Here is a 26,874-nt window from a genome sequence, read left to right as displayed (position 1 = left end):
ACCGGTCGTATCGGGGCGAGCCCGACAATGCGGCGAGCGTGCGTGCCGGACGCCGCCCGGCAGACGGGACTTTCGAGACACGCCCTAGGGCGCACTCCGCCCACGATCGTCAACACGCACCGTCACCCGGACACGCTTTCGGGTGGCGGTGCTGTCGTATCAGCTGGGTACGTCGACTGCCGGCCCGGAATGCCGTTCATGAGAGGAACCATGACCGTCGAGGCACTGTCGCTCCCCGGACGTTGAGCGGGCCGCCCGCCCACGGGCGACGGTGAATCCGGCCGGTCCGGCCTCGTTACAGTGAGGAACATGAGTTCTCCCCGCCGCTTCGACCGCGGTCACACCGACGACCTGATGGCCTTCCTGATGTCCAGCCCCTCCCCGTACCACGCCGTGGCCACCGCCGCGGCGCGGCTGGAGAAGGCCGGCTTCCGGCAGGTCGAGGAGACTGCGGCCTGGGACGCTTCCACCGGTGGGAAGTACGTGCTGCGCGGCGGGGCGATCGTCGCCTGGTACGTGCCGGAAGGCGCCGGGGCGCACACCCCCTTCCGCATCGTCGGCGCGCACACCGACTCGCCGAATCTGCGGGTGAAGCCGCTGCCCGACACGGGGTCGTACGGCTGGCGGCAGATCGCCGTCGAGGTGTACGGCGGCACGCTGCTCAACACCTGGCTGGACCGGGACCTCGGTCTCGCCGGCCGGATTTCACTGCGCGACGGCACGCACCGGCTGGTCAACATCGACCGGCCGCTGCTGCGCGTGCCTCAGCTGGCCGTGCATCTGGACCGGTCGGCCAACACCGACGGCCTCAAGCTCGACCGGCAGAAGCACATGCAGCCGATCTGGGGGCTCGGGGACGTCGAGGAGGGCGACCTGATCCGGTTCGTCGCCGAGGAGGCGGGCGTCGCCGCCGACGACGTGACCGGCTGGGACCTGATGCCGCACGCCGTGGAACCGCCGGCCTACCTGGGCCGGGACCGCGAGCTGCTGGCCGGGCCGCGGATGGACAACCTGCTCTCCGTGCACGCGGCGACGGCCGCGCTCGCCGCAGTCGCCGGACAGCCGGACGACGAGATTCCGTACATCCCGGTGCTGGCCGCGTTCGACCACGAGGAGAACGGTTCGCAGTCCGACACCGGCGCCGACGGCCCGCTGCTCGGCACGGTGCTGGAGCGCTCCGTCTTCGCCCGTGGCGGCACGTACGAGGACCGTGCCCGGGCGTTCGCGGGGACCATCTGCCTCTCCTCCGACACCGGTCACGCGATCCACCCCAACTACGGGGAGCGCCACGACCCGACGCACCACCCGGTGGCGAACGGCGGGCCGATCCTCAAGGTCAACGTCAACATGCGGTACGCGACGGACGGCAGCGGCCGGGCCGTGTTCGCGGCGGCGTGCGAGAAGGCGGGCGTGCCGTGGCAGACGTTCGTCTCCAACAACTCGATGCCGTGCGGCACGACCATCGGCCCGATCACCGCGGCCCGGCACGGCATCCAGACCGTGGACATCGGCGTCGCGATCCTGTCGATGCACAGCGCGCGTGAGCTGTGCGGCGCGGACGACCCGTATCTGCTGGCGAACGCGCTGACGTCCTTCCTGGCAGGCTGATCCGCCTTCCGCACATTGTTGTTGCCGGGCCGGGTACGCGATCCGTACACCGGCCCGGAGCCTCCGGGCCGCGTTGCAGGACTGCGAGCGGGCCGTCGGCGTGGCCCGCGAAGCGCACACCGGAGTCGTCGGAGTCCGCGCAGTCCGGCGGCACTGCGCAGACCGGCGGCACTGCGCAGACCGGCGGTGCCGCCTACCAGAGCGGCCCGCCCTGCACGCACATCGTCCTGACCGCGAAGAACACCTCGGATCACAACTGCCGGCTGAACGGCTTCCCGGAGATCCAGGTCCTGGAGAGCCACCAGGAGAACGTGCCGGCGGTCGCCGCGAGCAGGCCGCCCACGCCCATCGTGCTCACCGCGGGCGCCCCCGCCTACGCGCTGGTGAAGCTGTCGGACGGCGGGGGCGACGAGAACAACGAGCCCGTCACGGCGTTCTCCGTCACGCTCGACGCAGTGGGCGACCGGCTATTGGACGTACGGGCTGCGCAACGGCACGGACGGCTTCTGAGCCTGTCGGCCGGTCAGGCCGGCTCGTCCATTCCGGCAAGCACCAGCGGCAGCCGCGGCGTTCCCTGCGCACTCACGCGGACGGGGACGCCCCAGTCCTGCTGGTGGACGTGGCAGGCCGGGTACTCGTTCTCCGGGTCGTCGTCGCAGGACGCCGCCATCGCGGACACATGCAGGACCCCTTCGGTGACGCCGTCGGCCAGGACCAGGTCGCGGAAGAGATCGGTGCCGGGCCCCGCCCCCTCCGCCACCAGCTCGGGCGGGGTCGACGAGACCAGCAGCCGGGTCGAGGGACCGTACCGGGTGTCCAGCTTCTGCCCGGCGGGCGCCTGGAAGACCACGTCGAGCCGAAGCGTGCCGGGGGAGATCTCGGTGGCCGCGCGCTGGGTGCGGTGCGCCTGGCCGGCGACGCGTACGGCTTCCTCGGGCAGCCGCAGCCGGGTCAGCCGGTGCCGGGCGGATTCGACGACGACAAGATCACCGTCGACCAGCACCGCGTCGCTCGGCTCGCGCAGATCCGTGGCCAGCGTGGTGACCTCGCCACGGACGGGGTCGTAACGGCGCAGGGCGTGGTTGTACGTGTCGCTGACGGCGACGGACCCGTCCGGGAGCGCGGTGACGCCCAGCGGGTGCTGGAAGAGCGCCTGGCCGGCCGCGCCGTCGCGGTGGCCGAAGTCGAAGAGTCCGGTACCGACGGCGGTGTGCACGGTCCCGTCCCGGTCGACGTACCGCAACGCGGACGTCTCCGAGTCGGCGACCCAGAGCCGGTCACCGTCGGCGGAGGCGGCAAGGCCGGACGGCTGGGCGAACCAGGCCTCGTCGGCCGGACCGTCGACGAGTCCTTCGTTGGTCGTGCCCGCGGCGACCTGCACGGTTCCGGAGTCGGGGTCGTACGACCACAGCTGGTGCACGCCCGCCATGGCGATCCACAGCCGGTCCGCGAACCAGGCGACGTCCCACGGGGAGGAGAGGTCGACCTCGCGCGCCGGGCCGGTCGTCAAAGACCCCTGCCACCACTGGCGGCCGGTACCGGCGAGGGTCGTCGTCACCCCCGTCGTGAGATCGAGGGCGCGGATGGCGTGGTTGACGGTGTCGGCGACGGCGATCCGGCCGTCGGGCAGCACGGCGAGCCCCTGCGGCTCGCTGAACCGCACCTCGTCGGGTCCGCCGTCCGCGAACCCGCGGTCCCCGGTGCCGAAGTGACGGCGCACCGTTTCGCCGTCGGGGTCGAGCTCGACGAGGCGGTGCCGGGTGGTGTCGGAGACCAGGAAGCCGCCGTCGGCCAGCAGCAGGGCCTTGCCGGGGAAGCGCAGATGCGTGGCGACGGGCTCGGGCGCCACGTACGGGCCGTCGCCACGGCGCAGCGTGCCCTTCTCGGCGTGCTCGGCCTCCAGCTCCTCGACGAGCTTCTCGATGGCGTGCGCATGGCCCTCGCCGGCGTGCTGGGCGACGACATAGCCCTCGGGGTCGATGACGACGAGCGTCGGCCAGGCCCGTACGGCGTACTGCTTCCAGGTGGCGAGCTCGGGGTCGTCGAGGACCGGGTGATGGACCTCGTACCGCTCGACGGCGTCGACGACGGCCTGGTGCTCGGCCTCGTGGACGAACTTCGGCGAGTGCACACCGATGATCACCACGGTGTCGCGGTGCTTCTCCTCCAGCTCGCGCAGCTCATCGAGGACATGCAGACAGTTCACACAGCAAAATGTCCAAAAATCCAGAATGACAATGCGCCCTCGCAGGTCAGCGAGGGTGTACTGATGGTCACCGGTATTGAGCCAGCCGCCCTTGCCGACCAGCTCGGGGGCCCTGACGCGCGCACGTGTTGCCATGTGAACAGTCAACATCACCGTGGCGCGTCTGCATTCCGGAGGGGCTCCGGCATTTTTGAGGTGCCACGCGCCCCGGGGAGTCTCACGTATCCCGGGGGGTCACCGGGGGAACCTGTCAGCCATGAGATTCCTGGTGCGTGAGCGACTGTTCGCCGTCGGCGACGACTACTGGATCGAGGACGCGGACGGGCGCAAGGTCTTCCTCGTCGACGGCAAAGCGATGCGGGTGCGCGACACCTTCGAACTCAAGGACGCGCAGGGCCGGGTCCTTGTCGAGATCCGGCAGAAGCTGCTCAGCCTGCGCGACACGATGCTCATCGAGCGCGACGGCGAGCAGCTCGCCCGGGTCAAGCGGAAGCGGCTCTCGCTGCTGCGCAACCATTACCGGGTGACGCTGGTCGACGGCACCGAGCTCGATGTCAGCGGCAAGATCCTGGACCGTGAGTTCGCCATCGACTACGACGGTGAACTCCTGGCCCAGATCTCACGGCGTTGGCTGACCGTACGGGACACGTACGGCATCGATGTCGTACGGGAGGACGCCGACGCGGCACTGCTCATCGCCGTGTCGGTGTGCGTCATCGTGCTCGCGGACAAGGAGCGCGACGGCTGACCGGGACGTTTCACGTGAAACCGGGCCCCGCCCGGCGATGGGGCGAGGCCCGGTCCGGCGGATGCCCGACGGTGGTGCGAAGTCCGGTCCGACCGATGCGTCAACAGCCGCTCGACGGCGGGACGAGACCCAGCCGTCGGTCCTTGAGCGCCGGGAACTGCTCCCGCGTGGCGGTGACCTTCGCCGGGTCGAACTCCACGGTGAGCACTTCCTCGTCCGCGCCCGCCTCGGCGAGCACCTCGCCCCACGGGTCGACGGCGATGCTGTGCCCGGCCTGCTGGATCCCGGCGTGGGTGCCGGCGGTGCCGACGGCCAGGACATACGCCTGGTTCTCCACGGCACGCGCCTGGGCGAGCAGAGTCCAGTGGGCGCGGCGCCGCTCCGGCCAGCCCGCCGGGACGACGAGTGTCTGCGCACCGGCGTCGACGAGGCCGCGGAACAGTTCGGGGAAGCGCAGGTCGTAGCAGGTGGCGAGGCCGAGCGTGGTCTGCGGCAGGGCGACCGTGACCAGGTCCTCGCCGGCTCCCATCATCACCGCCTCGCCCTGGTCGAAGCCGAAGCGGTGGATCTTGCGGTACGCGGCGGCGCGCTCGCCCTCGGGCGTGAAGACCAGCGAGGTGTTGTAGAGCGTGCCGTCGTCGGCGCGCTCCACGAAGGAGCCCGCATGCAGCCAGACCCCGGCGTCGGCCGCGGCCTTCGCCATCACGTCGTGGGTGGGCCCTTGGAGCGGTTCCGCCTCGTCGGCGAAGGCGGTGTACGCGAAGGCGCCGACCGGCCACAGCTCGGGAAGGACCACCAGATCGGCACCGCATTGGCCCGCGACCAGGGAAGCGGCCCGCTCCCTGCGGGAATTGACGGATTCGTCCGGGTCTACTGCGATCTGGATAAGGGAGGCGCGCACACTACCACCGTCCTGGCATTCGAGCCGTCAACACGGCCTACGATCGTCACACGAAAGCACTGCCGGGGTGCCTGCTCGCAGCGTAACTTAGCGATCGAACCTCCCACACAGCCCGCAGCCGCCGCCCGCCGACCGCGCCAGCAGTCCAGCCCATGCACCGCAGAACCGCACGAGGGGTCCCGTGACCGTCCATCCCAGCCTCCAGACCTACGCCGATGCCTGGACCCACTCCATCGAGTCGATAGCTGAGCTGGTGACGCCGCTCGCCGAGGGGGAGTGGAATCGCCGTACACCGTGCCCCGGCTGGTCGGTGCGCGACATCGTCTCGCACATCATCGGTATGGAGTGCGAGCAGCTCGGCGACCCGCGGCCGATCCACACGCTGCCGCGCGATCTCTACCACGTACAGAACGACTTCACCCGTTATATGGAGATACAGGTCGATGTGCGGCGCCACCACACGGCACCCGAGATGACCTCCGAGCTGGAGTACACGATCATCCGCCGCTCGCGTCAGCTGCGGAACGAGTCGCGTGCCCCGGAGACCATGACCCGCGCGCCGCTCGGCGCCGAGCAGACCCTCGAACTGGCACTGCGGATGCGAGCCTTCGACGTCTGGGTGCACGAGCAGGATCTGCGTACGACGCTGGGCAAGCCCGGCAATCTCGACTCCCCCGGCGCCACCATCACCCGGGACACGCTCCTCGCCGCGCTGCCGAAGGTGGTCGCCAAGGACGCGGGCGCACCGCCGAATTCGGCGGTCGTGCTCGATGTGCACGGGCCGATGGAGTTCCTGCGCACGGTCAGGGTCGACGCGGACGGCCGTGGTTCGGTGGACGGTTCGCCGTCGCTGGGGCCCGCGGTGACACTGGCGATGGACTGGGAGACGTACGTCCGGCTGGCCTGCGGGCGGGTGCGGGCGACGGCGGTCGCGGACCGGATCAAGGTCGAGGGCGACCAGGAGCTGGCAACGGCGATCCTGCAGAACTTCGCCGTCACGCCGTAACGGCACGGCCGGCGGCGCCCGTCCTTGTGAGGCGAAGAGACGGGCGCCGGCCGCGGCAGGCGTCACGCGGGAACGTGCACTGCCTCCACGCGGCTGATCACATGGTGGTTCCGCTCGCGGAGCGTGGCGCGGGCGTGCAGCCGCAGGATCTGCACGACCCCGACCGCCTCCAGGACGAAGACCGAGGCGAACGCGATGCGGAAGTTGTCCCCCGTCGCGTCGAGCAGCACACCGACGGCGAACAGTGTCGTCATCGAGGCAATGAAACCGCCCATGTTGACGATCCCCGATGCGGTGCCCTGGCGCTGCGGCGGGTTGGCCGGGCGTGCGAAGTCGAAGCCGATCATCGAGGCGGGTCCACAGGCGCCGAGCACCGCGCAGAGCGTGATCAGCAGCCACATCGGCGCGTGGTCTTCCGGGTACAGGATCGTCGACGCCCACACGACGGCCGTCACCGCGACCGTGCCGAGGGCGAGCGGGGCGCGCGCGGCGTGGTGGCGGGCGATGACCTGTCCGTAGACGAGGCCGACGGCCATGTTGGAGAGCACCACCAGGGTGAGCAGCTCCCCGGCAGTGGACCGGCTAAGCCCCTGTGCCTCCACCAGGAACGGCATCCCCCACAGCAGCAGGAACACCATGGCCGGGAACTGCGTGGTGAAGTGCACCCACATCCCGAGCCGGGTGCCGGGCTCCCGCCACGAGGCGGCGATCTGCTTGCGTACGTACGCGGCGCCCGCGTGTTCAACGGGCGGCGGCTCGTATCCCTCGGGGTGGTCCTTCAGGAAGAGGAGGGTCAGGACGAGGACCACGGCCCCGGCGGCCGCGCTGCCCGCGAACGTGGCGGTCCAGCCGAAGCTGTGCAGGGCGCGGGCGATGAAGAGCGTGGAGACGAGGTTGCCCGCCATGCCGAACAGTGCGGCGATCTGGCCGATCAGCGGTCCGCGCCGGGCCGGGAACCAGCGGGCACCGAGCCGCAGCACGCTGATGAACGTCATCGCGTCGCCGCAGCCGAGCAGCGCCCGGGAGGCCAGCGCCATGCCGTACGACGGGGAGAGAGCGAAGCCGAGCTGCCCGACGGTGAACAGGACGGCCCCGAGGGTGAGGACCTTCTTGGTGCCGAGCCGGTCGACCATCAGGCCGACAGGTATCTGCATGCCCGCGTAGACGAGCAGCTGCAGGATGGAGAACGTCGACAGCGCGGAGGCGTTGACGTCGAACCGGTCGGCGGCGTCGAGACCGGCGACCCCGAGGCTCGTACGGAAGATGATGGCGACGAAGTAGACGGCGACGCCGATGCCCCAGACCCGGGCGGCCCGCCGGCCGCCGGGCGGATCACCGGGCAGGGACAGGGTGGGAGCGGCAGCAGAACTCACCGGTCCTCACCCCGGACCAGCACCCTGACCCGGCTGACATGGCGTCTTACGACCTGCGCGGCACCGTCCGCGTCCCCGGCCCTGATGGCCTCCAGCAGCTCGGTGTGCTCGGTGATGTTGGCGGCGATCCTGCTGGGATGCGCCTCCATCACGGCGACGCCCATCCGCAACTGCCGGTCACGCAGCTGGTCGTAGAGGCGTGACAGGATCTCGTTGCCGGCGTTGCGCACGATCTCGGCGTGGAAGCAGCGGTCCGCGACCGACACGGCGGCCAGGTCCCCGGCCGCCACCTGCCGTCGCTGCTCGTCGAGCAGTTCCTCCAGGCGGGCGATCAGCTTCGCCGAGGCGGGCACGGCCTTGCGGGCGGCGAACTCCTCCACGAGCAGCCGGGTCTCCACCACATCCGCGATCTCCTGCGCGGAGACGGCAAGCACCAGGGCCCCCTTCTTCGGATAGAGCTTGATCAGCCCTTCGACCTCCAGCCGCAGCAAGGCCTCGCGCACGGGTGTACGGGAGACGCCCACGGCGTCCGCGAGGTCGCCCTCGGTGAGGAGGGTGCCCCCCTCGTAACGGCGGTCGAGGACCGCCTGCTTGATGTGGGTGTAGACGCGTTCGGCGGCGGGCGGCTGCTTGACGGGCGGGCGCGTCACGACAGGGGGTGCGGCAGGCATGCACACAGCATAGATACAACATGCACCCATGCGGCGGCACTGTCCGGAATCTGGACGGTAAAACCCCGGAAATTACTCGGGGATTCAGCACATCCATTCGCACACCTCGTGAGTCTCACCACCGAGCGGCACCGACATGCGGCCGCATTCCAGGGGCATTTGGAGCGTTCAAGTTGAAAATTGGTATTAAGGGCATAAACCGCGTTTCCGCCACTGCCACCGTGGCTCTTACCGCGGGTGCCGTCATCGCGGGCAGCGTCTTCGCCTCCACGGCGCAGGCTGCCACGCCGCCCACCCCCACGATTACCGCCGCGGGCGGCTACGTGATGAACAACGGAACCGCGAAGACGCTGTACACGAAGGCTGCGGACACCCGTCGCTCCACCGGCTCGACCACCAAGATCATGACGGCCAAGGTGGTGCTGGCGCAGAGCAACCTCAACCTGGACTCCAAGGTCACGATCCAGAAGGCGTACAGCGACTACATCGTCGCCAACAACGCCTCGTCGGCTCGCCTGATCGTCGGCGACAAGGTCACCGTCCGCCAGCTCCTCTACGGTCTGATGCTGCCGTCCGGCTGCGACGCCGCGTACGCGCTCGCCGACAAGTACGGCACCGGCACCACCCGCGCGGCCCGCGTGAAGTCGTTCATCGGCAAGATGAACGCCTCCGCCAAGTCCCTCGGTCTGACGAACACCCACTTCGACTCGTTCGACGGCATAGGGAACGGCTCGAACTACTCGACGCCGCGCGACCTGACGAAGATCGCCAGCAGCGCAATGAAGAACTCCACCTTCCGCACCATCGTGAAGACCAAGTCGACCTCGCAGAAGGTCACCACGAAGAGCGGTGGCTACCGCTACATGTCGTGGTCCAACACCAACACGATGCTCAGCAGCTACAGCGGCGCGATCGGCGTGAAGACCGGCTCCGGCCCGACGGCCAAGTACTGCCTGGTCTTCGCCGCGACCCGGAACGGCAAGACGGTCATCGGCACCGTGCTCGCCTCCACGAGCGCGACCACCCGGACCGCGGACATGAAGAAGATCATGGACTACTCCTTCCAGAAGTAGTCCTCCACCCTTGCTTCCGGGGGCACGAGGAGGGGTCCGCCGTGCGGAACGGCGGGCCCTTTCCTGCACCCGGCCGCGGGCTCTCCGCGATTCCTCGTGGGCGGCCTCGCAGCGTCGCCGCACCGTCGGTCGCCGCCATCCACCTCTACCGGGTGACCGCCGTGTACGCCGACGGCACCTGGCCGGCGTCCGCCGAGGACCGGGTGATCCCGGCCCCCGCCGAGTGACCTGCCCCGACAGAAAAGCGGGCCCGCGCGGAAGGAATCTCCGCGCAGGCCCGCTTCTTCCGTCTCACACGGCCATCAGGCCCAGGTGATCAGCCTCTTGGGCTGTTCCAGGATCGCGGCGACATCCGCCAGGACCTTGGAACCGAGCTCGCCGTCGATCAGACGATGATCGAACGACAGCGCCAGCGTGGTGACCTGACGGGGCTTCACCTTGCCCTTGTGGACCCACGGCTGCAGCTTGATCGCACCGACCGCGAGGATCGCGGACTCGCCCGGGTTCAGGATCGGCGTACCCGTGTCGACGCCGAAGACGCCGACGTTGGTGATCGTCACCGTGCCGCCCGCCATGGCGGCGGGAGACGTCCTGCCGTCCCGGGCCGTGGCGACCAGCTCGCCCAGTGCTGCGGCGAGCTGCGGCAGGGTCTTGTCCTGCGCGTCCTTGATGTTCGGCACGATCAGACCGCGCGGGGTGGCGGCCGCGATGCCCAGGTTCACATAGTGCTTCTGCACGATCTCCTGGTTGGCCTCGTCCCAGGCCGCGTTGATCTCCGGGTTCCGCTTGATCGCAACCAGGAGCGCCTTGGCAATGATCAGGAGCGGGTTGACCCTGACCCCCGCCATGTCCTTGTCGTCCTTGAGCTCCGCCACGAGCTTCATCGTGCGCGTGACGTCGACCGTCACGAACTCGGTGACATGCGGTGCGGTGAACGCACTGCCGACCATGGCCTGCGCGATGGCCTTCCGCACACCCTTGACCGGAATACGGGTCTCCCGGGCACCCGGTACCGGAGCGGGAGCGGTGACCACCGGTTCCGGGACCGTGGCCGGTACCGGGGCCGGTGCGGCCGCCGGCGCCTGCGCCGGTGCGGCCGCCGCGTGCACGTCCTCGCGCGTGATGATCCCGCCCTCGCCGGTCGGGACGACCGTGGCCAGGTCGATGCCCAGGTCCTTGGCCAGCTTGCGCACCGGCGGCTTGGCGAGCGGGCGGCTCTCCTGGACGGCCGGTCCGTGACCGTTCAGCTCGCCCTGAATCGCGGCAGCCGCGGCCGCCGGCTGCGCCGCGCCCTTGCGGGCGCGGCGCTTGGTGGAGGACTCGGCCACGCCGTAGCCCACCAGCACCGGCTGGCGGCCCTTCGGTGCCTCCGGTTCCGCAGCCGGTTCCGGTTCGGCCGAGGCCGGAGCCGCCTCCGCAGCCGTGTCACCGCTGCCCGGCGCCACGTCCACCGCGATGATCACCTGGCCGACGTCGACGGTCGTGCCCTCGGCGAAGCGCAGCTCGTGCACCACGCCGTCGAACGGGATCGGCAGCTCCACGGCCGCCTTCGCGGTCTCGACCTCGCAGACGACCTGGCCGTCGGTGACGGTGTCACCCGGCTGTACGTACCACTTGAGGATCTCGGCCTCGGTCAGTCCCTCGCCCACGTCGGGCATCTTGAACTCACGGAAGCGAGCAGACGTTTCGGTCATCGTCGTCACGACCCCTCTCCTCAGTACGCCAGCGAGCGGTCGACGGCGTCGAGCACCCGGTCCAGGCCCGGCAGATACTCGTCCTCGAGACGCGCCGGCGGATACGGGACGTGGTAGCCGCCGACCCTGAGCACCGGTGCCTCCAGATGGTAGAAGCAGCGCTCGGTGATGCGGGCGGCAATCTCGGCACCGGAGCCGTAGAACACCGGCGCCTCGTGGACGACGACCAGCCGGCCGGTCTTCTCGACCGAGGCCTGGACGGCGTCGAAGTCGATCGGGGAGATCGACCGCAGGTCCAGGACCTCGATCGACTTGCCCTCCTCCTGGGCGGCCGCGGCGGCCTCCAGGCAGACCTTCACCATCGGGCCGTACGCGGCGAGGGTGAGGTCCGAGCCCTCCCGTACCGTCGCGGCCTTGTGCAGCGGACCGGGAATGAGGTCGGTCTCGACCTCGCCCTTGTCCCAGTAACGCCGCTTCGGCTCGAAGAAGATGACCGGGTCGTCGCTCTGGACGGCCTGCTGCATCATCCAGTAGGCATCCGACGCATTGGACGGCGAGACCACCTTCAACCCCGCGACGTGCGCGAACAGCGCCTCGGGCGACTCGCTGTGGTGCTCGACGGCGCCGATGCCGCCGCCGTACGGGATCCGGACGACGACCGGCAGCTTGATCTTGCCGAGGGCACGGGCGTGCATCTTCGCGAGCTGCGTGACGATCTGGTCGTACGCGGGGAAGACGAAGCCGTCGAACTGGATCTCCACGATCGGCCGGTAGCCGCGCAGGGCCAGACCGATCGCGGTGCCGACGATGCCGGACTCGGCGAGCGGCGTGTCGATGACCCGGTCCTCGCCGAAGTCCTTCTGGAGCCCGTCGGTGATCCGGAAGACCCCGCCCAGCTTGCCGACGTCCTCACCCATGATGAGGACCTTGGGGTCGGTGTCGAGGGCCTTGCGCAGCGACTCGTTGAGCGCCTTCGCGATGGACATCTTTTCCAGGGCCATGACTAGTTGCCCTCCTCGGCGAACGAAGCCTGGTAGGCGGCGAACTGGGCGCGCTCCTCGTCGACGAGGGGGTTGCCGTCGGCGTACGCGTGGTCGAAGATCGCCATCCGGTCCGGATCGGGCATGGCCCGTACCGCTTCACGGACCCGCTTGCCGAGAGCCTCGCTCTCCTCGTCGAGCGCGGAGAAGTACGCCTCGTCGGCGAGGCCCTGCTTCTCCAGATACGTCCTGAGCCGCAGGATCGGGTCCTTGGCCTCCCAGGAGGCGCGTTCCTCGTCCGCCCGGTACTTCGTCGGGTCGTCGGAGGTGGTGTGCGCGCCCATCCGGTAGGTGAACGCCTCGACGAGGGTGGGTCCCTCGCCCCGGCGGGCCCGCTCCAGCGCCGACTTGGTGACGGCGAGGCAGGCGAGTACGTCGTTGCCGTCGACCCGGACGCCGGGGAAGCCGAAGCCCTGCGCGCGCTGGTAGAGCGGGACGCGGGTCTGCCTCTCGGTGGGCTCGGAGATCGCCCACTGGTTGTTCTGGCAGAAGAAGACGACCGGGGCGTTGTAGACCGCGGAGAAGGTGAACGACTCGGCGACGTCGCCCTGGCTGGAGGCACCGTCCCCGAAGTACGCGATCACAGCGGAGTCCGCGCCGTCCTTGGCGACGCCCATGGCGTAGCCGGTGGCGTGCAGGGTCTGCGAGCCGATGACGATCGTGTACAGGTGGAAGTTGTTGCTGTTCGGGTCCCAGCCGCCGTGATTCACACCGCGGAACATCCCGAGCAGATTGGTCGGGTCGACCCCGCGGCACCAGGCGACACCGTGCTCACGGTAGGTCGGGAAGACGTAGTCGTCGTCGCGCAGTGCTCGGCCGGAACCGATCTGCGCGGCCTCCTGGCCGAGCAGCGAGGCCCACAGACCCAGTTCGCCCTGACGCTGCAGGGCGGTCGCCTCGGCGTCGAAGCGGCGGGTCAGGACCATGTCCCGGTACAGACCGCGCAGCTCGTCCGCGGTCAGGTCGATCGTGTAGTCCGGGTGCTCGACGCGCTCGCCCTCGGGCGTCAGCAGCTGTACAAGCTCGGGCTCGGAACTCTGTGGCGTCTTCGCGGCGCTGGTCCGCTTGCTGCTGCGTCGCGGTTTGCGCGCGGCAGTGCTCTCCACGGTCACGTGCGTGCTCCTCCGTCGGTCCGGCCCCCGGGGTCTGCCGGGAGACCAGTGCGGCTCGCCTGTGTCCGTACCCGTGCACGGGGTGGGTGCCGCTCGGCCGGGAACAGGCGTGACAGGTGCCCCGGCGAGCGTCCTGTCAAAGGCACGTTACCCAGTGCATCGCACAACTGCGAAACACTCCCTGACCTGCGATTTTGCTTGGATTTCCAAGTAAATCGAGAAATTCGGGAACTCTCGCTGGTCACAGCGCTGGGAACGGCCTTGCAGGCCGCCGGAACAACGGCACGTTATCCCGCCGTTCAGCGGCAGGGAAGAGGGGAGTGTGTGAGACTGCGATTGTGCGCGAAGAAGGAAAAATCACCGTATTTCTGTTGGACGATCATGAAGTCGTCCGACGCGGTGTCCATGAGCTGCTCTCGGTCGAGGACGACATCGAAGTCGTCGGCGAAGCCGGTACGGCGGCGGACGCTCTGGTGCGCATCCCCGCCACGCGGCCCGATGTGGCGGTGCTCGACGTACGGCTGCCGGACGGCAGCGGGGTGGAGGTCTGCCGTGAGATCCGGTCCCTGGACGACAGCATCCACTGCCTGATGCTGACCTCGTACGCCGATGACGAAGCTCTCTTCGACGCGATCATGGCGGGTGCGTCGGGATATGTGCTCAAGGCGATCCGCGGCAATGAGCTGCTGAATGCGGTACGGGATGTGGCGGCCGGAAAATCGCTGCTGGACCCGGTCGCGACCGCGCGTGTGCTGGAGCGGCTGCGCGAGGGGAAGAAGGGCCGGGGCGACGACAAGCTCGCGAGCCTCACCGACCAGGAGCGCAAGATCCTCGATCTGATCGGCGAGGGGCTGACGAACCGGGTGATCGGTGAGCGGCTCCATCTCGCCGAGAAGACGATCAAGAACTATGTCTCCAGCCTGCTCTCCAAGCTGGGCATGGAGCGCCGCTCGCAGGCAGCCGCCTATGTGGCGCGGCTCCAGGCCGAGCAGCACTGAGCGGTACGGGACGGGCCGCGGGCGCCCTCCCTCCTCTCCGACGGGGCCGTGGTCCCGGGCGGTCCTCGGGACTTTGGTCCCGGATCACCCGGGGCTGCGGCCTCTTTCTGTGCCCATCACGGTGCCGCAGAGTGGAGCGCATGTCCTCCGAGGAACTGCAGGCGATCGAGTTGCTCGCCGGGGTGCCGTACGGCCGGCTGGCGACGACCCGACGGGCACTCCCCTGTCTGGCGGTGGCCCGCCACATCGTGGTCGACGGCCACGTCGTCCTGCGGATGCACAGCGGACTCGGGTACCACGCCTCGTGCGACGGCACCGTCGTCGCGTACGGGGCGGACAATTTCAACACGGCAGCCTCCGGCGACGGCGGCAACCTGTGGTCGGTCCAGTTCACCGGTCCTGCCGAGATCGTGCATCCGACCGAGGAGCAGCGCGAGCGCTTCGGTGCGGCACCTCGGGAGGTCAGCGGCGAACCCTTCGAGCCGGTCTACCTCCGCCTCGCCCCGCACTTCGTCACGGTGCACACTCTGAGCCACCACGCAAGTCAGGCGAACCGACACGCAGCGTGATCTACCATCTGGCGAGTGCCGCGCTCATCTGTCACCCTTCCGCCTGTTCCTCCGGTCGGCGAGGTGCTGCGCCGCTACCCGGACGCCGGTGAGCCCCTCAGCTGCAAGCCCCTCACCAAGGGCCTCCTCAACCACGGCTACCGCGTCTCCACCACCCACGGCTCGTACTTTCTCAAACACCATCTCGACGACTCCACCGGCGACCGCGCGACGATCGTCCGCCAGCACCGCGCCACCCAGCGGCTGCAGTCCCTCGGGGTGCCGGTCGCCCCGCCCGTCGAGGACACGGAGGGCGGCACGGTCACGGAGATCGACGGCCGGTGCTACGCGCTGCACCCCTGGGTGGACGGACTGCACCGGGTCGGCGCCCAGCTGACCCTCGCCCAGTCGGAACGGCTCGGGACGCTCCTCGGAGCCGTACACACGGGGCTCGCGCAGGTGATGGAGACGGGGACGGCCGGGGGGCGCGGGCATGCCAGCCCGGACGCCGTCGACACGTTCGCGCTGATCGACGACCTGCTGGCCGCGGCGCGCGAGCACCGCCCCCGGGACTCCTTCGACGAGCTGGCCGAGCACCGCCTCGTCGAACGGCGCGCCCTGCTGGAGCGGCACGCCGACCGCCGGCCGCCCACCCCCGACATCCCGGCGACCGGCTGGGTGCACGGCGACTTCCACCCGCTGAACGTGCTGTACCAGGGCGCCGACCCGGTGGCGATCATCGACTGGGACCGGCTGGGGGTTCAGCCGCGCGCCGAGGAGGCGGTACGGGCCGCGGCGATCTTCTTCGTACAGCCCGCCGGGAAGCTGGACCTGGAGAGGGTACGGGCCTACGCGCGGGCCTACCGGTGTGCGGTCGGGGCGGGCGCCTGCGAACTGGCTGCCGCGGTGCACCGGGTGTGGTGGGAGCGTCTCAACGACTTCTGGATACTGCGCTGGCGCTATCGCCTGGACGACCGAAGGGCCGACCCGCAGTTTCCTGCGGTGTCGGCCCTGGCGGTCTGGTGGACGCGGGAGTACGAGGCAGTGCGCGACGCCTTCACGGGGTGAGGGCGGGCAGGGCCACAGGGGCTCTGCTAGGGCGTGTTCCGAAAGTAGCGTCGTCCGGCCGTAGGGCGGGCCGGGCGGCGTCCGGTTTGTGCGATCGCAAGGCGGAGGCTCGCCCCGATACCGGTCGTATCGGGGCGAGCCCGACAACGCGGCGAGCGTGCGTGCCAGGCGTCGCCCGGCAGGCGGGACTGTCGAAGCACGCCCTAAGGCGTACCACCGGCCGCGCTGTCACCGGGGCTGCCGCCGGCTGCCCCGGCAGCGTCGCCGCCACCCGGGGTGCCCGGAGCAGTCGCGGTGTCACTCGGCAGGGGGGTCTCGCCACCGGTCGTACCCTCGTTCGTCGTGCCGTCGGACGTGCCGGTGTCCGGCGGGGTGGCCGTGTTGGACGGGGTCTGGGACGGCGTGGTCTGCGAGGGCGACCGGGAGAAGGACGGCGGGTTGTTCGGCTGCTGCTTGCCACCGGTGGTGTCGTCCGCCGGCGGGACGATGTCCGACTGCTCGTCGGTCGGCTCCGCCGAACTCTTCGTGGCTGCGGGGGAGCTGGAGGTCGTGGTCGGCGTCTTCTTGTGGGTGGTGTCGCTGTTGTCCGCGGCGTTCACCGCGATGGCGACACCCGCCCCGATCGCGATCAGCGCGAGGACGACGAACAGCCAGAGCTTGCCGCGGCCGCCACCGCTCCGGTGTCCGCCGTCGTACCCGCCGTCGTCCGGATTCATCGGTGGCAGGATCGGGCTCTGCGAGGTGTCCCCGTGCTGCGGGTGCCCCATCGCCATCGTCCCGCCGGACATGCCCATGGCGGGGGTGTTGCCGAACTCGTGCGCGGCGACCGGCCCGGTGTTCCACGTACCCGAATGACCACCCTGCACCTGGAGCATCTGCAGGCTGTACTGGATCAGCCCGCGCATCTCCTCGGCGCTCTGGAACCGGTCGTCCGGGTCCTTCGCGAGCGACCGCATGACGAGCCCGTCCAGCTCCGGCGGCACCGCTTCCAGGATCTCGGACGGCGGGACCGGAATGTCCTGAACGTGCTGGTACACCACGGAGAGCGGCGTCTCGCCCGTGAACGGGGGCCGCAGCGCCAGGAGTTCGTAGAGCAGACAGCCGGTGGCGTACAGGTCGGAGCGATGGTCGACGGCCTTGCCCAGCGCCTGCTCGGGGGAGAGGTACTGCGGCGTGCCCATGACCATGCCGGTCTGGGTCATCGTCGACTGCGCGCCGTGCAGCGCACGGGCGATGCCGAAGTCCATCACCTTGACGGCGCCGGAGTTCGTGATGATCACGTTGGCCGGCTTGATGTCACGGTGCACGATGCCGTGCTGGTGCGAGTACGCGAGGGCCTCCAGCACCCCCGAGACGATGATCAACGCCTGCTCGGGCGGCGGCGCTTCGGCGTTGAGCAGGAGATCACGGATGGTGCGGCCCTCGACGAGCTCCATCACGATGTACGGGACGGTCTGGCCGCCCACGACGTCCTCACCGGAGTCGTACACGGCGACGATCGCATGGTGGTTGAGGCCTGCGACCGACTGCGCCTCACGCGTGAACCGGGCCTTGGAGACCGGGTCCTCGGCAAGATCGGAACGGAGCAGCTTCACCGCGACGGTACGTCCCAGCCGGACGTCCTCCGCGGCAAAGACCTCGGCCATACCACCCCGGCCCAGCCGGTGTGTCATCCGGTAACGTCCGTCGCCGACCACACCTCCGATACCCCAGGAGTCGGCTGCATCCGAGACTCCGCCGCCGTTTGCTTCGGGTTCGGGTGCCATCAGTCCTCGCCGTCGTTTCTGTCCGCGCGTCCACGGGTTCTCACGGTGTCTTGCGTGCCTTGCTGCATTGCCACGTCACGCTACAGGCTCTGCCGGACACCCTGTTCTCGAGAGGGACGGGCCATCAAACCGGCTGCCGCACCGCTCACGCAAATTCCGTGCTTTTCCTGTAACGCTTCCGAGACGCTTCCTGTGCGTAGGGTCACGGAACGGGCACCCGGCTTGACGTGCCGTACCCCTCGGGCAGACTTGGCGCGTCATACGGATCTTCGCGCGGGACGCGTGCCGAGGGGGAAGCAAGTCATGAGCCAGGACGGCGCACACGGCGCCCAGGGTCGCTACGCGGGCGGTTCGGTCGCCGGCGGCCGCTACCAGCTTCGCGACCTGCTCGGCGAAGGCGGGATGGCGTCCGTATATCTGGCGTACGACTCCGCGCTCGACCGTCAAGTGGCGATCAAGACTCTGCACACGGAGCTGGGACGTGAGCAGTCCTTCCGTGAGCGGTTCCGTCGCGAGGCTCAGGCCGTGGCCAAGCTGCAGCACACCAACATCGTCTCGGTCTTCGACACCGGCGAGGACGAGCTCGGCGGCGCGCTGATGCCGTACATCGTCATGGAGTACGTCGAGGGGGAGCCGCTCGGCTCCGTGCTCCAGGCGGACATCCGCAGTTACGGTGCGATGCCGGCCGAGAAGGCACTCAAGGTCACCGGCGACGTGCTGGCCGCGCTGGACACCAGCCATGAAATGGGCCTGGTCCACCGCGACATCAAGCCCGGCAACGTGATGGTGACCAAGCGCGGCGTCGTCAAGGTCATGGACTTCGGCATCGCCCGCGCCATGCAGTCGGGCGTCACGTCGATGACGCAGACCGGCATGGTCGTCGGCACCCCGCAGTACCTCTCCCCCGAACAGGCCCTGGGCCGTGGGGTGGACGCGCGCTCCGACCTGTACTCGGTCGGCATCATGCTGTTCCAGCTGCTGACCGGACGGATCCCGTTCGACGCGGACTCGCCGCTCGCCATCGCGTACGCGCACGTCCAGGAGGAGCCGGTCGTGCCGTCCTCCATCAACCGATCGATCACTCCGGCGATGGACGCACTGGTCGCCCGGGCACTGAAGAAGAACCCGAACGAGCGCTTCCCCAGCGCGGCGGCGATGCAGGACGAGATCACGCGCGTGCTGAGCGCGGGCGGTCAGACGGGCGCCCCGGTGATCATCGGCGGCGCGGCCGGACCGGCGAACAGCGGCTCGGGCGTCGGCTCCGCGGTCTTCCCGCCGGTCGACCAGTCCACGCAGGCGCCGCAGGGCGTGCAGATGCCGTACCAGCCGCAGCAGTACCAGCAGCAGCCCGGCCCGTACGGCCCGCCGACCCCGGCGCCCACGCCGTCGCCGGGCTACGGCTACCCGCAGTCGAACCCGGCGTACCGGACCCCGGCCCCGACGCCGTACGCGACCTCGCCGCAGCCGGTGGGTGGCGGCGGTGGCACCGGTGGCGGCGGCAAGCGGAACATGCCGGTGATCGTCGGTTCGATCGTGGTCGCGCTGATCGCGATCGGCGGCCTGATCACAGTGCTGTCGCTGAAGAACGAACCGGGCTCGGACACGGGCAAGGGCGGTGACCCGAGCAGCTCGACGGTGGCGGGCGAGCACAAGGATCCGGAGCGGAACCGGACGATGAAGACGGAGGCCTGCACCGACCCCTCCGAGGACAGCGACGACCCGAGCAAGATCGAGGCGCCGAACTTCACGTACAAGGACTACCTCTCCGCCAAGGCGTGCGCCAGGGACGCTGGCTGGACGATCAAGAAGATCAATGTCCCGGGCAACACCTACGCCGAGGACCAGGTCCTGGAACAGTTCCCGTCCGCCGGCACCGCCATGGATCCGAAGGGCGCCCACTTCGAGCTGCGCGTCTCTACGGGCGACCCTGCGTAGTAGCACCTCGGATTCACCGAAAGCACCCGTTCCGCGAGGGCATCACACGGTATGGCGCCATTATTGTGCCGTCGGCTCACGCAGAGCGGCCCACGTTGGTCGACACGCCCGTGAACACAGCATTGACATGTACATACTATGTAATACTGTGCGGACGGCAATCGCCAACGCAAAGGAATTCACATGCGCAAAAATCTGCTTGCCTTGACTTCCGCATGCATCGCGGCTGCAGTTGCCATACCTGTCGCGGCATCGCCAGCAGCAGCGGCGCCCGTGGGGGCGTCATGCAGCATTACCGGCGCCAAAGGCAGCGGCTCATGGGAGTTCGTTAACGCCAATAGCATTAAGAACGTGAATCTCACGGTCACGGACACCGCCGCGGACGGCCATCATGTAGCGATCCGGTTGCTCACGGTGGACCGCAACTTGGTATCGCACAACTGGACATTGCATCACCTCTACGACGGCAAGGGCACCTCGCACACGTGGACAACGACGGCCACGGACACCAGAGGTCTCAAGTACGTCTACATCGAGGTCAGCGTGATGGAAGGAAGCGATGAGCTCGCGATGTGCAACGATCGCTCCATCACCAACCCTTACATCTGAGCCAACGCCAAAATACTGACGGGAAATGGACTGGCCACCGGTTTCGACTGGTGGCCAGTCCATTTCCGTCACTGGAGTCACAATACGCACTGCCGCGGATCTCAATAGTTCTCCGCATTCCAAGGAGCCATTGAGGTCGAATCTATTGGTGTTCAGAATTCACCAGCGCACGTTCAAAAGTTCCATACCCGAGCCGATGCGGATATGAGGAAGCTTGGCCGAAGCGCAGCGTTGAGATGCCGGAGACGCTACCCGCCCATGTATCCATCGCCTGAGATGCCGGACATACCACCACATGTGACGCTACCGACATGGCTTCAGCACTCCTCTCCATATGGTCGTCGAGGTGTGTGGCCTGTCTGGTGATAGCCGCGGGGGCGGCCTTCGGACCGGCACAGGGACAGGCACACTCCGACCAGCGCACTTCCGGTGGTACGCCGGGGCTGACCCGGGCTCGGCCCGGCGGATCGGTTGGCGCTCCGCCGCCCCCCGAGCGCTCCTCGCCCCCGAACCCCGCCGCCCCGACCGTCACCCCTTCCTCCGACGCATCCGCCGGTCCTTCGGGCGAACCCTCGGTCACCCCTTCGGCCGAGCACTCGACGATTCCGTCCTCGCCCTCCTCGCCGTCCCCGGCCGCATCGACCGGCAGGCCGGCCACCCCCTCCTCCTCGGCCTCGCCCTCGGCTTCACGCCCCGCCTCACCCCCGGCTTCACGCCCCGCCTCGCCCTCGGCTTCACGCCCCGCCTCACCCTCCCCCACGGCATCCGTGAGCCGGTCCGCCAGGCCGTCGGCCCGCCCCGAGGCTCAGCCGCCACTCGCTGGACGGCAGGCCGGGGAAGGGCGCCTGCGGCCGGGCCGGCCGCTCTCTCCGGAGGAGCTCGCTCATCGCGACACCCCCCACGGCCTGCCCGAGGTGCAGCCCGTCGTGACGACTCCCGTCGCGGTGCCCGCGGCCACGCCCGAGGTGAGCGACCCCCCGCCGGAGGGCCGACTCGCGCCGCAGTCACTCGACACTCCCGCCGCGCGGCGAGTGCAGAGGGTGTCGCTGGGCGCCGGAATCGCACTGATAGGGCTGGGGCTGGGCTTCCTGGCGTTCCGTCTGCGCCGGCCGAACTGAGACAGGACCCACGAGCCCTCCGCTACGTCCGCGCGTTCCAGCAGGAGCTTGCATTGCGCAGCATACTCGGTATACATACTCGGTATGTCGATCCGCCACGGGCTGCTGGCCCTGCTGGAACGGGGGCCCAGATACGGCTCCCAGCTCCGTACCGAATTCGAGTCACGCACCGGCTCCACCTGGCCGCTCAACGTCGGCCAGGTCTACACGACTCTGAGCAGGCTGGAGCGCGACGGCCTGGTCGTCCAGGACGACGAGGACGACCAGGGACACGCCCTCTACGCGATCACGGACGACGGCCGCACCGAGCTGCGGAGCTGGTTCGAGACGCCCGTCGACCGCAGCAACCCGCCCCGTGACGAGCTGGCCATCAAGCTCGCCATGGCGGTCGGCGCGCCCGGTGTCGACATCCTGGCCGTCATCCAGTCCCAGCGCCACCACACGGTCAAGGCGATGCAGGACTACACCCGTCTCAAGGCCCAGGCCCTCGCCGATGCCCCGGCCAACCGCGACGAGGTCGCCTGGCTGCTCGTACTGGAGCAGCTGATCTTCCAGGCGGAGGCCGAGGCCCGCTGGCTGGACCACTGCGAGTCCCGGCTGGTCCGCCTCGCCGAGGCCGCCGCCACGGAGCCGGAGCCCGAGGGACGTACGGCCAAACGCGCCCCGGCCCGTACCGCCCGGCCACGCACCCGACGCTGACCACGACCACCCGGAAACCGGCACCGAGCTCAGACCGTCCACGTACGCACCGAGCTCAGACCGTCCACGGACTGCCACGTACGCACCCGGCACACACACCGCGGACCGCGGCGTACACGCTTCGCGCCGGTCACCGGCCGCTTCGGTAGCAGCGACCATCTCGGTTTCACGACCGATCCGGTATCACCGACCGCTTCGGTATCGGCGACGGCCTCCTCGGTCGTCGCCCCACAAGACCCGTTCCAAGGGGGGAACCACCCATCATGTCCTCGCGCGCCCCGTCCCGACCCGTGTCCTCGTCCGGTTCGGCACTGCCGGTCGACGCACCGGTGCTCGAACTCCGAGCGCTCACCCGCACCCACGGCACCGGCGTCGCCGAGGTGCATGCCCTGCGCGGCATCGACCTCTCCGTGCACGCCGGTGAACTCGTCGCCGTGATGGGCCCGTCCGGCTCCGGCAAGTCCACCCTGCTGACCATCGCGGGCGGTCTCGACACCGCGTCCAGCGGCCAGGTCATCATCGAGGGCCGGGACATCGCCGGCCTCGGCCGCAAGGGCATCGCCGCCCTGCGCCGCCGCAGCGTGGGCTATGTCTTCCAGGACTACAACCTGATACCGGCGCTCACCGCCGCCGAGAACATCGCCCTGCCGCGCGAGCTCGACGGGGTCTCCGTGCGCAAGGCCCGCACGGAGGCGCGGGCGGCGCTGGAGGAGCTGAACCTCCTGGAGATCGCCGACCGGTTCCCGGACGAGATGTCCGGCGGCCAGCAGCAACGCGTCGCGATCGCCCGCGCACTGGTGGGGGACCGGCGCCTGGTGCTCGCCGACGAACCGACCGGAGCGCTCGACTCCGAGACCGGCGAGGCGGTGCTCGCGCTCCTGCGCAACCGCTGTGACCAGGGTGCGGCCGCTGTGATGGTGACGCACGAGCCGCGGTATGCCGCCTGGGCGGACCGGGTCGTGTTCCTCCGGGACGGTTCGATCGTCGACCAGACGCTCACCGCCGACGCCGACTCGCTGCTGGCCGCCGAGGGCGCCAGGTGAGCATCTTCACGGGCTGGCGGGCCTCCCTCCGCATAGCCAGGCGCGACGCGATGCGCGCCAAGGGCCGCAGCGCACTGGTCGTCGCGATGATCGCTGTCCCGGTGCTCGGCGTCACGGCACTCGATGTGACGTACCGCAGCATGACGCCGACCGCCACCGAGGCGCTGACCAGCGAAATAGGCTCCGCCGACGCGCTGTTCAGGGACCAGATGATCGGACCCATCGAGCAGCTCCCCGACGCGGGCACCTACATGAGCGTCGGCGACGCACCCCCCGCGGGGAACGGCGACCCGGTCGACGTCAGGACGGCGTTCCCCAAGGGGGCGCGGGCGGTCAGCATCCAGTCCGTCCCGGCGAGTGTCACCACCCGGTTCGGCGTCACGAACACTGAAATCGTCGAGATCCGGACGTCGGACAGGATGGTCCGCGGCAAGATCGACCTCGTGCGTGGCGCCTACCCGCACGGCACGGGCGAGATGGCCGCCACCGAGCCGTTCCTGAAGGCGACCGGACTGCACGTCGGCTCGACCACCACCGTGCGCAACTCCGGCCGGGAGTACACCATCACCGGTGTGGTCGAGCGGCCCGGCGAGCTGAACACCCAGGCCCTCTATGCCGACCCCGGTACGGTCATCGCACCGTGGAAGGACAGGGCCGACCACGACAAGAAGGTGCTTCCGCCGAACGCCGGGTCCATGGACTGGCTGGTCAAGGGCCCGGCAGGGGTGGGCGTGACCTGGCCGCACATCTTGGAGGCCAATAAGAAGGGCGTGCTCGTCACGTCCCGGCAGGTCGTCCTCGACCCGCCGCCGGACTCCGAGGTCCCGCTGGCCGCCAGAAACCCCGGCATCAACGACACCGGATCCGAAGAGCTCAGCACGGCACTCGTCACCGTGATCGCCATGGCGGTCCTGGAGATCGTGCTGCTCGCCGGACCGGCCTTCGCGGTCGGCGCGCGCCGCTCCCGTCGCCAGCTCGGCCTTCTCGGCACCTGCGGCGGAGACCGGCGCCACGTCAGGGCCGTGGTGCTCGGTGGCGGTCTCGTGCTCGGTGGCATCGGCGCGGTGACGGGTGTCGTGGTGGGCCTCGGACTCACCACGGCTCTCCAGCCCATGATCGAGGACTGGGCCGGACAACGGTTCGGTCCCCTCTCGATGCCCCCGCTGGAGTTGCTGCTCATCTCCGTGATCGGCCTGATCACCGGCCTGCTGGCGGCACTCGCCCCGGCGATCGTGGCGAGCCGGCAGTCCGTACTGGAGTCGCTCACCGGACGGCGCGGTGTCCGCCGTTCCTCACGGCTGCTGCCCATCCTGGGCGCCTGCGTGCTGGCTTCCGGTGCCGCGATCGCCCTCTACGGCGGCACCAGCGGGAATTCGACGCTGGTCGCCGGCGGCTCGATCATCGCCGAACTCGGGCTGCTCGCCTGCATCCCGGTGATCGTCGGTTTCCTGGGGCGGCTCGGCAGGATGCTGCCTCTCTCGCCCCGGATGGCGCTGCGGGACGCGGCCCGCAACCGCGGTCGCACCGCTCCCGCCGTGGCTGCGGTGATGGCGGCCGTCGCGGGTTCGGTGGCCATCGCCACGAACATGTCCAGCTACATGGCCGAGGCGGAGTACAACTACGTTCCGTCGCTCACCAAGGGGACCATCATCGTCGCGTCCTCCGAGGAGGCGGTAGAACGCCTTCCGCTGGCCCGGGCAGCGGTGGAGCGCAACATGGCCGTCAGCAGCGGACACGCGGACTTCCGGCGGGTCTGGGCAGGCAGCGACTGCAGTGTGTACGAGGAGAACCACTGCGGCTCGCTGGAACTGGTCAAGCCCACCGGCAAGGCCCACAGCTGCCCGCTCACCCGCAAGGGAGCCAAGGAACTCGCCGCGCGGCTCTCCGCCGACGAGCACAAGAAGCTGATGCGTTCCCCTGCCTGCCTCACCGACCTGATGGGGTGGGGCCTCTTCAGCGCCGACGGGAACAGCATCGTCGTCGCGGACGCGGCCCTGCTCGACACGTATGTGAAGCTCGACGACCCGGCAGCCGCCAAGGCACTGGTCGCGGGAACTCCGGTGCTGCTCAACCCGGTGTACGCGGAGAACGGCGAGGTCACCGTCAAGGCGGTCCACCGGTACAGCGAGAAGGACACGAAGAACCGGAAGCTGCACCCGGGCAAGACGCGGACCACCACGGACACGCTGAAGGTGTACGTGGCCCCCGCGAAGTACGCCGCCACCCCCGGAATACGCATGATCCTTCCGGAGAGGACCGCGGAGCGGCTCAGCCTGCACACCAGGGCATCCGGGAGCGTGTACACCGTCGCCCATACGCCGACGAGCGCCGACGACCAGCGGGTGTCCGGTGCCATCGAGCAGGCCGGCGGGGGTATCTGGGTGCGGTCCGAATCCGGCCCCAGCCACCGGCAGAACACCGTGCTGCTGATCCTGACCCTGTTCGCCGGCACCGTGACTCTGGGCGCCGCCGCGATCACCACGGGCCTCGCCAAGGCGGACGCGGAAGCCGATCTGAACACCCTCAGCGCCGTGGGTGCGACTCCGAGCATGCGGCGGAAACTGTCCGGCTTCCAGTGTGTGGTGGTGGCGCTCACAGGTGTGGTGCTCGGCACACTGGCGGGGCTGGTGCCCGCGGTGGCACTGCGCCTCATCGATTCGCGGGAAGCGCTGAAGTTGATGCGGCTCGACCCCACGCAGTCGGCGTACACGCCGATCGTGCTGCCCTGGGCGACCATCGGTGTGCTCGTCGTGTGCATCCCGCTGCTGGCCGGGGTGCTCGCGGCGGCGCTCACACGGTCGCGCCTGGCGCTGGCACGGCGCGCCGGATGACGAGGCGTCCGATGAGATCAATGACCTGACCGGCTGATTCGGTGCCCCCAAAGACGGTGGATCAACCGTTTGCGGGGGCACCACCGTGTTGTACAGCAGGCGTGCGAGACAATGGCGCCATGGAGATGCCGAGGAATGAACGGTCGCAGGAGCACCCCCAAGTCCTCGTAGTGGGACAGGACGGCATGGCGATCGGCGGCGGTGGCACTGACGACGAATCGCGTGAGGTCCCAGTGACAGAAATGGTCGAACAGCCCGCAAAGGTCATGCGCATCGGCAGCATGATCAAGCAGCTCCTGGAAGAGGTCAGGGCGGCTCCTCTCGACGAGGCGAGCCGGGTCCGGCTCAAGGAGATCCACGCAAGCTCAGTGAAAGAGCTGGAGGATGGCCTGGCCCCGGAGCTGGTGGAGGAACTTGAACGGCTCTCCCTGCCGTTCACCGAGGAGTCGGTGCCCTCCGAGGCGGAACTCCGGATTGCACAGGCTCAGTTGGTCGGCTGGCTGGAGGGTCTCTTCCACGGCATCCAGACGGCGCTGTTCGCCCAGCAGATGGCGGCCCGGGCGCAACTGGAGCAGATGCGCCGCGCCCTCCCGCCGGGCAGCGGTCACGAGGACGATGACGGCGCGTCGGACGCGCACGGGGCGATCCGCTCGGGACCGTACCTGTAAGCCCGAACGCCTTTTCCACCTATCCACTGCCCCTCCCGGCAAGCTTTGCCCCGTCGCGCCGCCCGGCAGACGACGCTCCTCATGGGGCACACATTGCCGGTCACGGCACTACGCACGGACGGACAGCGGGGCCAGGCACACGAATTCGTGTGCCTGGCC

General features: G+C 69.4%; 23 protein-coding genes and 1 pseudogene. 16 read left to right on the top strand and 8 right to left on the bottom strand.

What is annotated here, in order from left to right:
- The first annotated feature begins 309 nt into the window (after positions 1 to 309).
- The gene (locus ACNPQM_RS07570; protein ID WP_358860851.1) at positions 310 to 1,608 is read left to right on the top strand and encodes a M18 family aminopeptidase; all 1,299 of its coding nucleotides are present in this window, start codon (positions 310 to 312) and stop codon (positions 1,606 to 1,608) included.
- Positions 1,548 to 2,000: pseudogene (locus ACNPQM_RS07565) on the top strand (DUF4232 domain-containing protein); the annotation flags it as partial. The gene ACNPQM_RS07570 and the pseudogene ACNPQM_RS07565, both read left to right, overlap by 61 nt.
- A gap of 131 nt (positions 2,001 to 2,131) precedes the next feature.
- Here ACNPQM_RS07565 and ACNPQM_RS07560 read toward each other — a convergent pair.
- Positions 2,132 to 3,949: an NHL domain-containing thioredoxin family protein gene (locus ACNPQM_RS07560; RefSeq protein WP_418083389.1), complete on the bottom strand. Its 1,818-nt coding sequence runs from the start codon at positions 3,947 to 3,949 to the stop codon at positions 2,132 to 2,134.
- Positions 3,950 to 4,070: 121 nt separating this feature from the next.
- On the opposite strand from ACNPQM_RS07560, the gene ACNPQM_RS07555 reads away from it, so the two are divergent.
- A complete protein-coding gene (locus tag ACNPQM_RS07555; RefSeq protein ID WP_358860849.1) occupies positions 4,071 to 4,562 on the top strand; it encodes an LURP-one-related/scramblase family protein in 492 nt (163 codons plus the stop codon).
- Positions 4,563 to 4,662: 100 nt separating this feature from the next.
- Here ACNPQM_RS07555 and ACNPQM_RS07550 read toward each other — a convergent pair whose 3' ends face one another.
- On the bottom strand, positions 4,663 to 5,463 hold the full coding sequence (locus tag ACNPQM_RS07550; protein ID WP_418083388.1) for a carbon-nitrogen family hydrolase: 801 nt from the start codon (positions 5,461 to 5,463) through the stop codon (positions 4,663 to 4,665).
- A 181-nt stretch (positions 5,464 to 5,644) separates the two neighbouring features.
- Between ACNPQM_RS07550 and ACNPQM_RS07545 the strand changes: the two genes are divergently transcribed.
- Complete coding sequence (locus tag ACNPQM_RS07545; protein ID WP_358860847.1) at positions 5,645 to 6,469, top strand: maleylpyruvate isomerase family mycothiol-dependent enzyme; 825 nt, start codon at positions 5,645 to 5,647, stop codon at positions 6,467 to 6,469.
- 62 nt (positions 6,470 to 6,531) lie between these two features.
- Here the strand turns inward: ACNPQM_RS07545 and ACNPQM_RS07540 are convergent, their stop codons facing one another.
- Both ACNPQM_RS07540 and ACNPQM_RS07535 read right to left on the bottom strand, forming a co-directional pair.
- Positions 6,532 to 7,842, bottom strand: a complete 1,311-nt coding sequence (locus tag ACNPQM_RS07540) for an MFS transporter (RefSeq protein ID WP_418083387.1) — start codon at positions 7,840 to 7,842, stop codon at positions 6,532 to 6,534.
- Positions 7,839 to 8,513, bottom strand: a complete 675-nt coding sequence (locus ACNPQM_RS07535; protein WP_358860845.1) for a GntR family transcriptional regulator — start codon at positions 8,511 to 8,513, stop codon at positions 7,839 to 7,841. The genes ACNPQM_RS07540 and ACNPQM_RS07535 overlap by 4 nt, the downstream gene beginning before the upstream one ends.
- A 173-nt stretch (positions 8,514 to 8,686) precedes the next feature.
- Here ACNPQM_RS07535 and ACNPQM_RS07530 point away from each other — a divergent pair, with 173 nt between their 5' ends.
- The gene (locus ACNPQM_RS07530) at positions 8,687 to 9,586 is read left to right on the top strand and encodes a D-alanyl-D-alanine carboxypeptidase family protein (RefSeq protein WP_418083386.1); all 900 of its coding nucleotides are present in this window, start codon (positions 8,687 to 8,689) and stop codon (positions 9,584 to 9,586) included.
- Positions 9,587 to 9,627: 41 nt separating this feature from the next.
- The gene (locus ACNPQM_RS07525; protein WP_418083385.1) at positions 9,628 to 9,813 is read left to right on the top strand and encodes a hypothetical protein; all 186 of its coding nucleotides are present in this window, start codon (positions 9,628 to 9,630) and stop codon (positions 9,811 to 9,813) included.
- A gap of 75 nt (positions 9,814 to 9,888) precedes the next feature.
- On the opposite strand, the gene ACNPQM_RS07520 is transcribed toward ACNPQM_RS07525, so the two are convergent.
- The 3 genes from ACNPQM_RS07520 to pdhA are packed head-to-tail and all read right to left on the bottom strand — an operon-like array spanning position 9,889 to position 13,432.
- Positions 9,889 to 11,289, bottom strand: coding sequence for a dihydrolipoamide acetyltransferase family protein (locus ACNPQM_RS07520; protein ID WP_418083384.1), 1,401 nt, complete (start codon positions 11,287 to 11,289; stop codon positions 9,889 to 9,891).
- A gap of 11 nt (positions 11,290 to 11,300) precedes the next feature.
- Positions 11,301 to 12,281 (bottom strand): alpha-ketoacid dehydrogenase subunit beta, encoded by a 981-nt coding sequence (locus ACNPQM_RS07515; protein ID WP_418083383.1) that lies wholly within the window; start codon positions 12,279 to 12,281, stop codon positions 11,301 to 11,303.
- A gap of 2 nt (positions 12,282 to 12,283) precedes the next feature.
- Positions 12,284 to 13,432: a pyruvate dehydrogenase (acetyl-transferring) E1 component subunit alpha gene (gene pdhA / locus ACNPQM_RS07510; protein WP_358860840.1), complete on the bottom strand. Its 1,149-nt coding sequence runs from the start codon at positions 13,430 to 13,432 to the stop codon at positions 12,284 to 12,286.
- A gap of 338 nt (positions 13,433 to 13,770) precedes the next feature.
- Here pdhA and ACNPQM_RS07505 point away from each other — a divergent pair, with 338 nt between their 5' ends.
- The 3 genes from ACNPQM_RS07505 to ACNPQM_RS07495 all read left to right on the top strand — a co-directional run bounded on the left by ACNPQM_RS07505 (position 13,771) and on the right by ACNPQM_RS07495 (position 16,046).
- The gene (locus ACNPQM_RS07505; protein WP_358860839.1) at positions 13,771 to 14,430 is read left to right on the top strand and encodes a response regulator transcription factor; all 660 of its coding nucleotides are present in this window, start codon (positions 13,771 to 13,773) and stop codon (positions 14,428 to 14,430) included.
- Between the two features lie 140 nt (positions 14,431 to 14,570).
- Entirely contained in the window at positions 14,571 to 14,999 is a 429-nt protein-coding gene (locus tag ACNPQM_RS07500) for a pyridoxamine 5'-phosphate oxidase family protein (RefSeq protein ID WP_418083382.1), read from the top strand.
- 63 nt (positions 15,000 to 15,062) lie between these two features.
- Positions 15,063 to 16,046 carry a phosphotransferase gene (locus tag ACNPQM_RS07495; RefSeq protein WP_418083491.1) on the top strand — a complete coding sequence of 328 codons (984 nt, stop codon included), beginning with the start codon at positions 15,063 to 15,065 and terminating at the stop codon, positions 16,044 to 16,046.
- A gap of 203 nt (positions 16,047 to 16,249) precedes the next feature.
- Here the strand turns inward: ACNPQM_RS07495 and ACNPQM_RS07490 are convergent, their stop codons facing one another.
- A complete protein-coding gene (locus ACNPQM_RS07490; RefSeq protein ID WP_418083381.1) occupies positions 16,250 to 17,812 on the bottom strand; it encodes a protein kinase domain-containing protein in 1,563 nt (520 codons plus the stop codon).
- Positions 17,813 to 18,115: 303 nt separating this feature from the next.
- On the opposite strand from ACNPQM_RS07490, the gene ACNPQM_RS07485 reads away from it, so the two are divergent.
- From ACNPQM_RS07485 to ACNPQM_RS07455, 7 genes are all read left to right on the top strand, one after another.
- The gene (locus ACNPQM_RS07485) at positions 18,116 to 19,747 is read left to right on the top strand and encodes a protein kinase domain-containing protein (RefSeq protein ID WP_418083380.1); all 1,632 of its coding nucleotides are present in this window, start codon (positions 18,116 to 18,118) and stop codon (positions 19,745 to 19,747) included.
- A gap of 183 nt (positions 19,748 to 19,930) precedes the next feature.
- A complete protein-coding gene (locus tag ACNPQM_RS07480; protein WP_418083379.1) occupies positions 19,931 to 20,356 on the top strand; it encodes a hypothetical protein in 426 nt (141 codons plus the stop codon).
- A gap of 926 nt (positions 20,357 to 21,282) precedes the next feature.
- A complete protein-coding gene (locus tag ACNPQM_RS07475; RefSeq protein WP_358860835.1) occupies positions 21,283 to 21,474 on the top strand; it encodes a hypothetical protein in 192 nt (63 codons plus the stop codon).
- An 84-nt stretch (positions 21,475 to 21,558) separates the two neighbouring features.
- Positions 21,559 to 22,173: a PadR family transcriptional regulator gene (locus ACNPQM_RS07470; RefSeq protein WP_418083378.1), complete on the top strand. Its 615-nt coding sequence runs from the start codon at positions 21,559 to 21,561 to the stop codon at positions 22,171 to 22,173.
- A gap of 263 nt (positions 22,174 to 22,436) precedes the next feature.
- Entirely contained in the window at positions 22,437 to 23,216 is a 780-nt protein-coding gene (locus ACNPQM_RS07465) for an ABC transporter ATP-binding protein (RefSeq protein ID WP_418083377.1), read from the top strand.
- Positions 23,213 to 26,047: an FtsX-like permease family protein gene (locus ACNPQM_RS07460; RefSeq protein ID WP_418083376.1), complete on the top strand. Its 2,835-nt coding sequence runs from the start codon at positions 23,213 to 23,215 to the stop codon at positions 26,045 to 26,047. Before ACNPQM_RS07465 ends, ACNPQM_RS07460 begins: the two co-directional genes overlap by 4 nt.
- 119 nt (positions 26,048 to 26,166) lie before the next feature.
- Positions 26,167 to 26,715, top strand: coding sequence for a bacterial proteasome activator family protein (locus ACNPQM_RS07455; protein WP_327245455.1), 549 nt, complete (start codon positions 26,167 to 26,169; stop codon positions 26,713 to 26,715).
- Positions 26,716 to 26,874: the final 159 nt, after the last annotated feature.

This window comes from Streptomyces sp. NPDC056231 (assembly GCF_048270745.1).
In the GTDB taxonomy this organism is placed as follows: Bacteria; Actinomycetota; Actinomycetes; order Streptomycetales; family Streptomycetaceae; genus Streptomyces.
The sequence above is the reverse complement of the archived record's forward strand: the minus strand, read 5'-3'. Positions and strand labels throughout refer to the sequence as shown.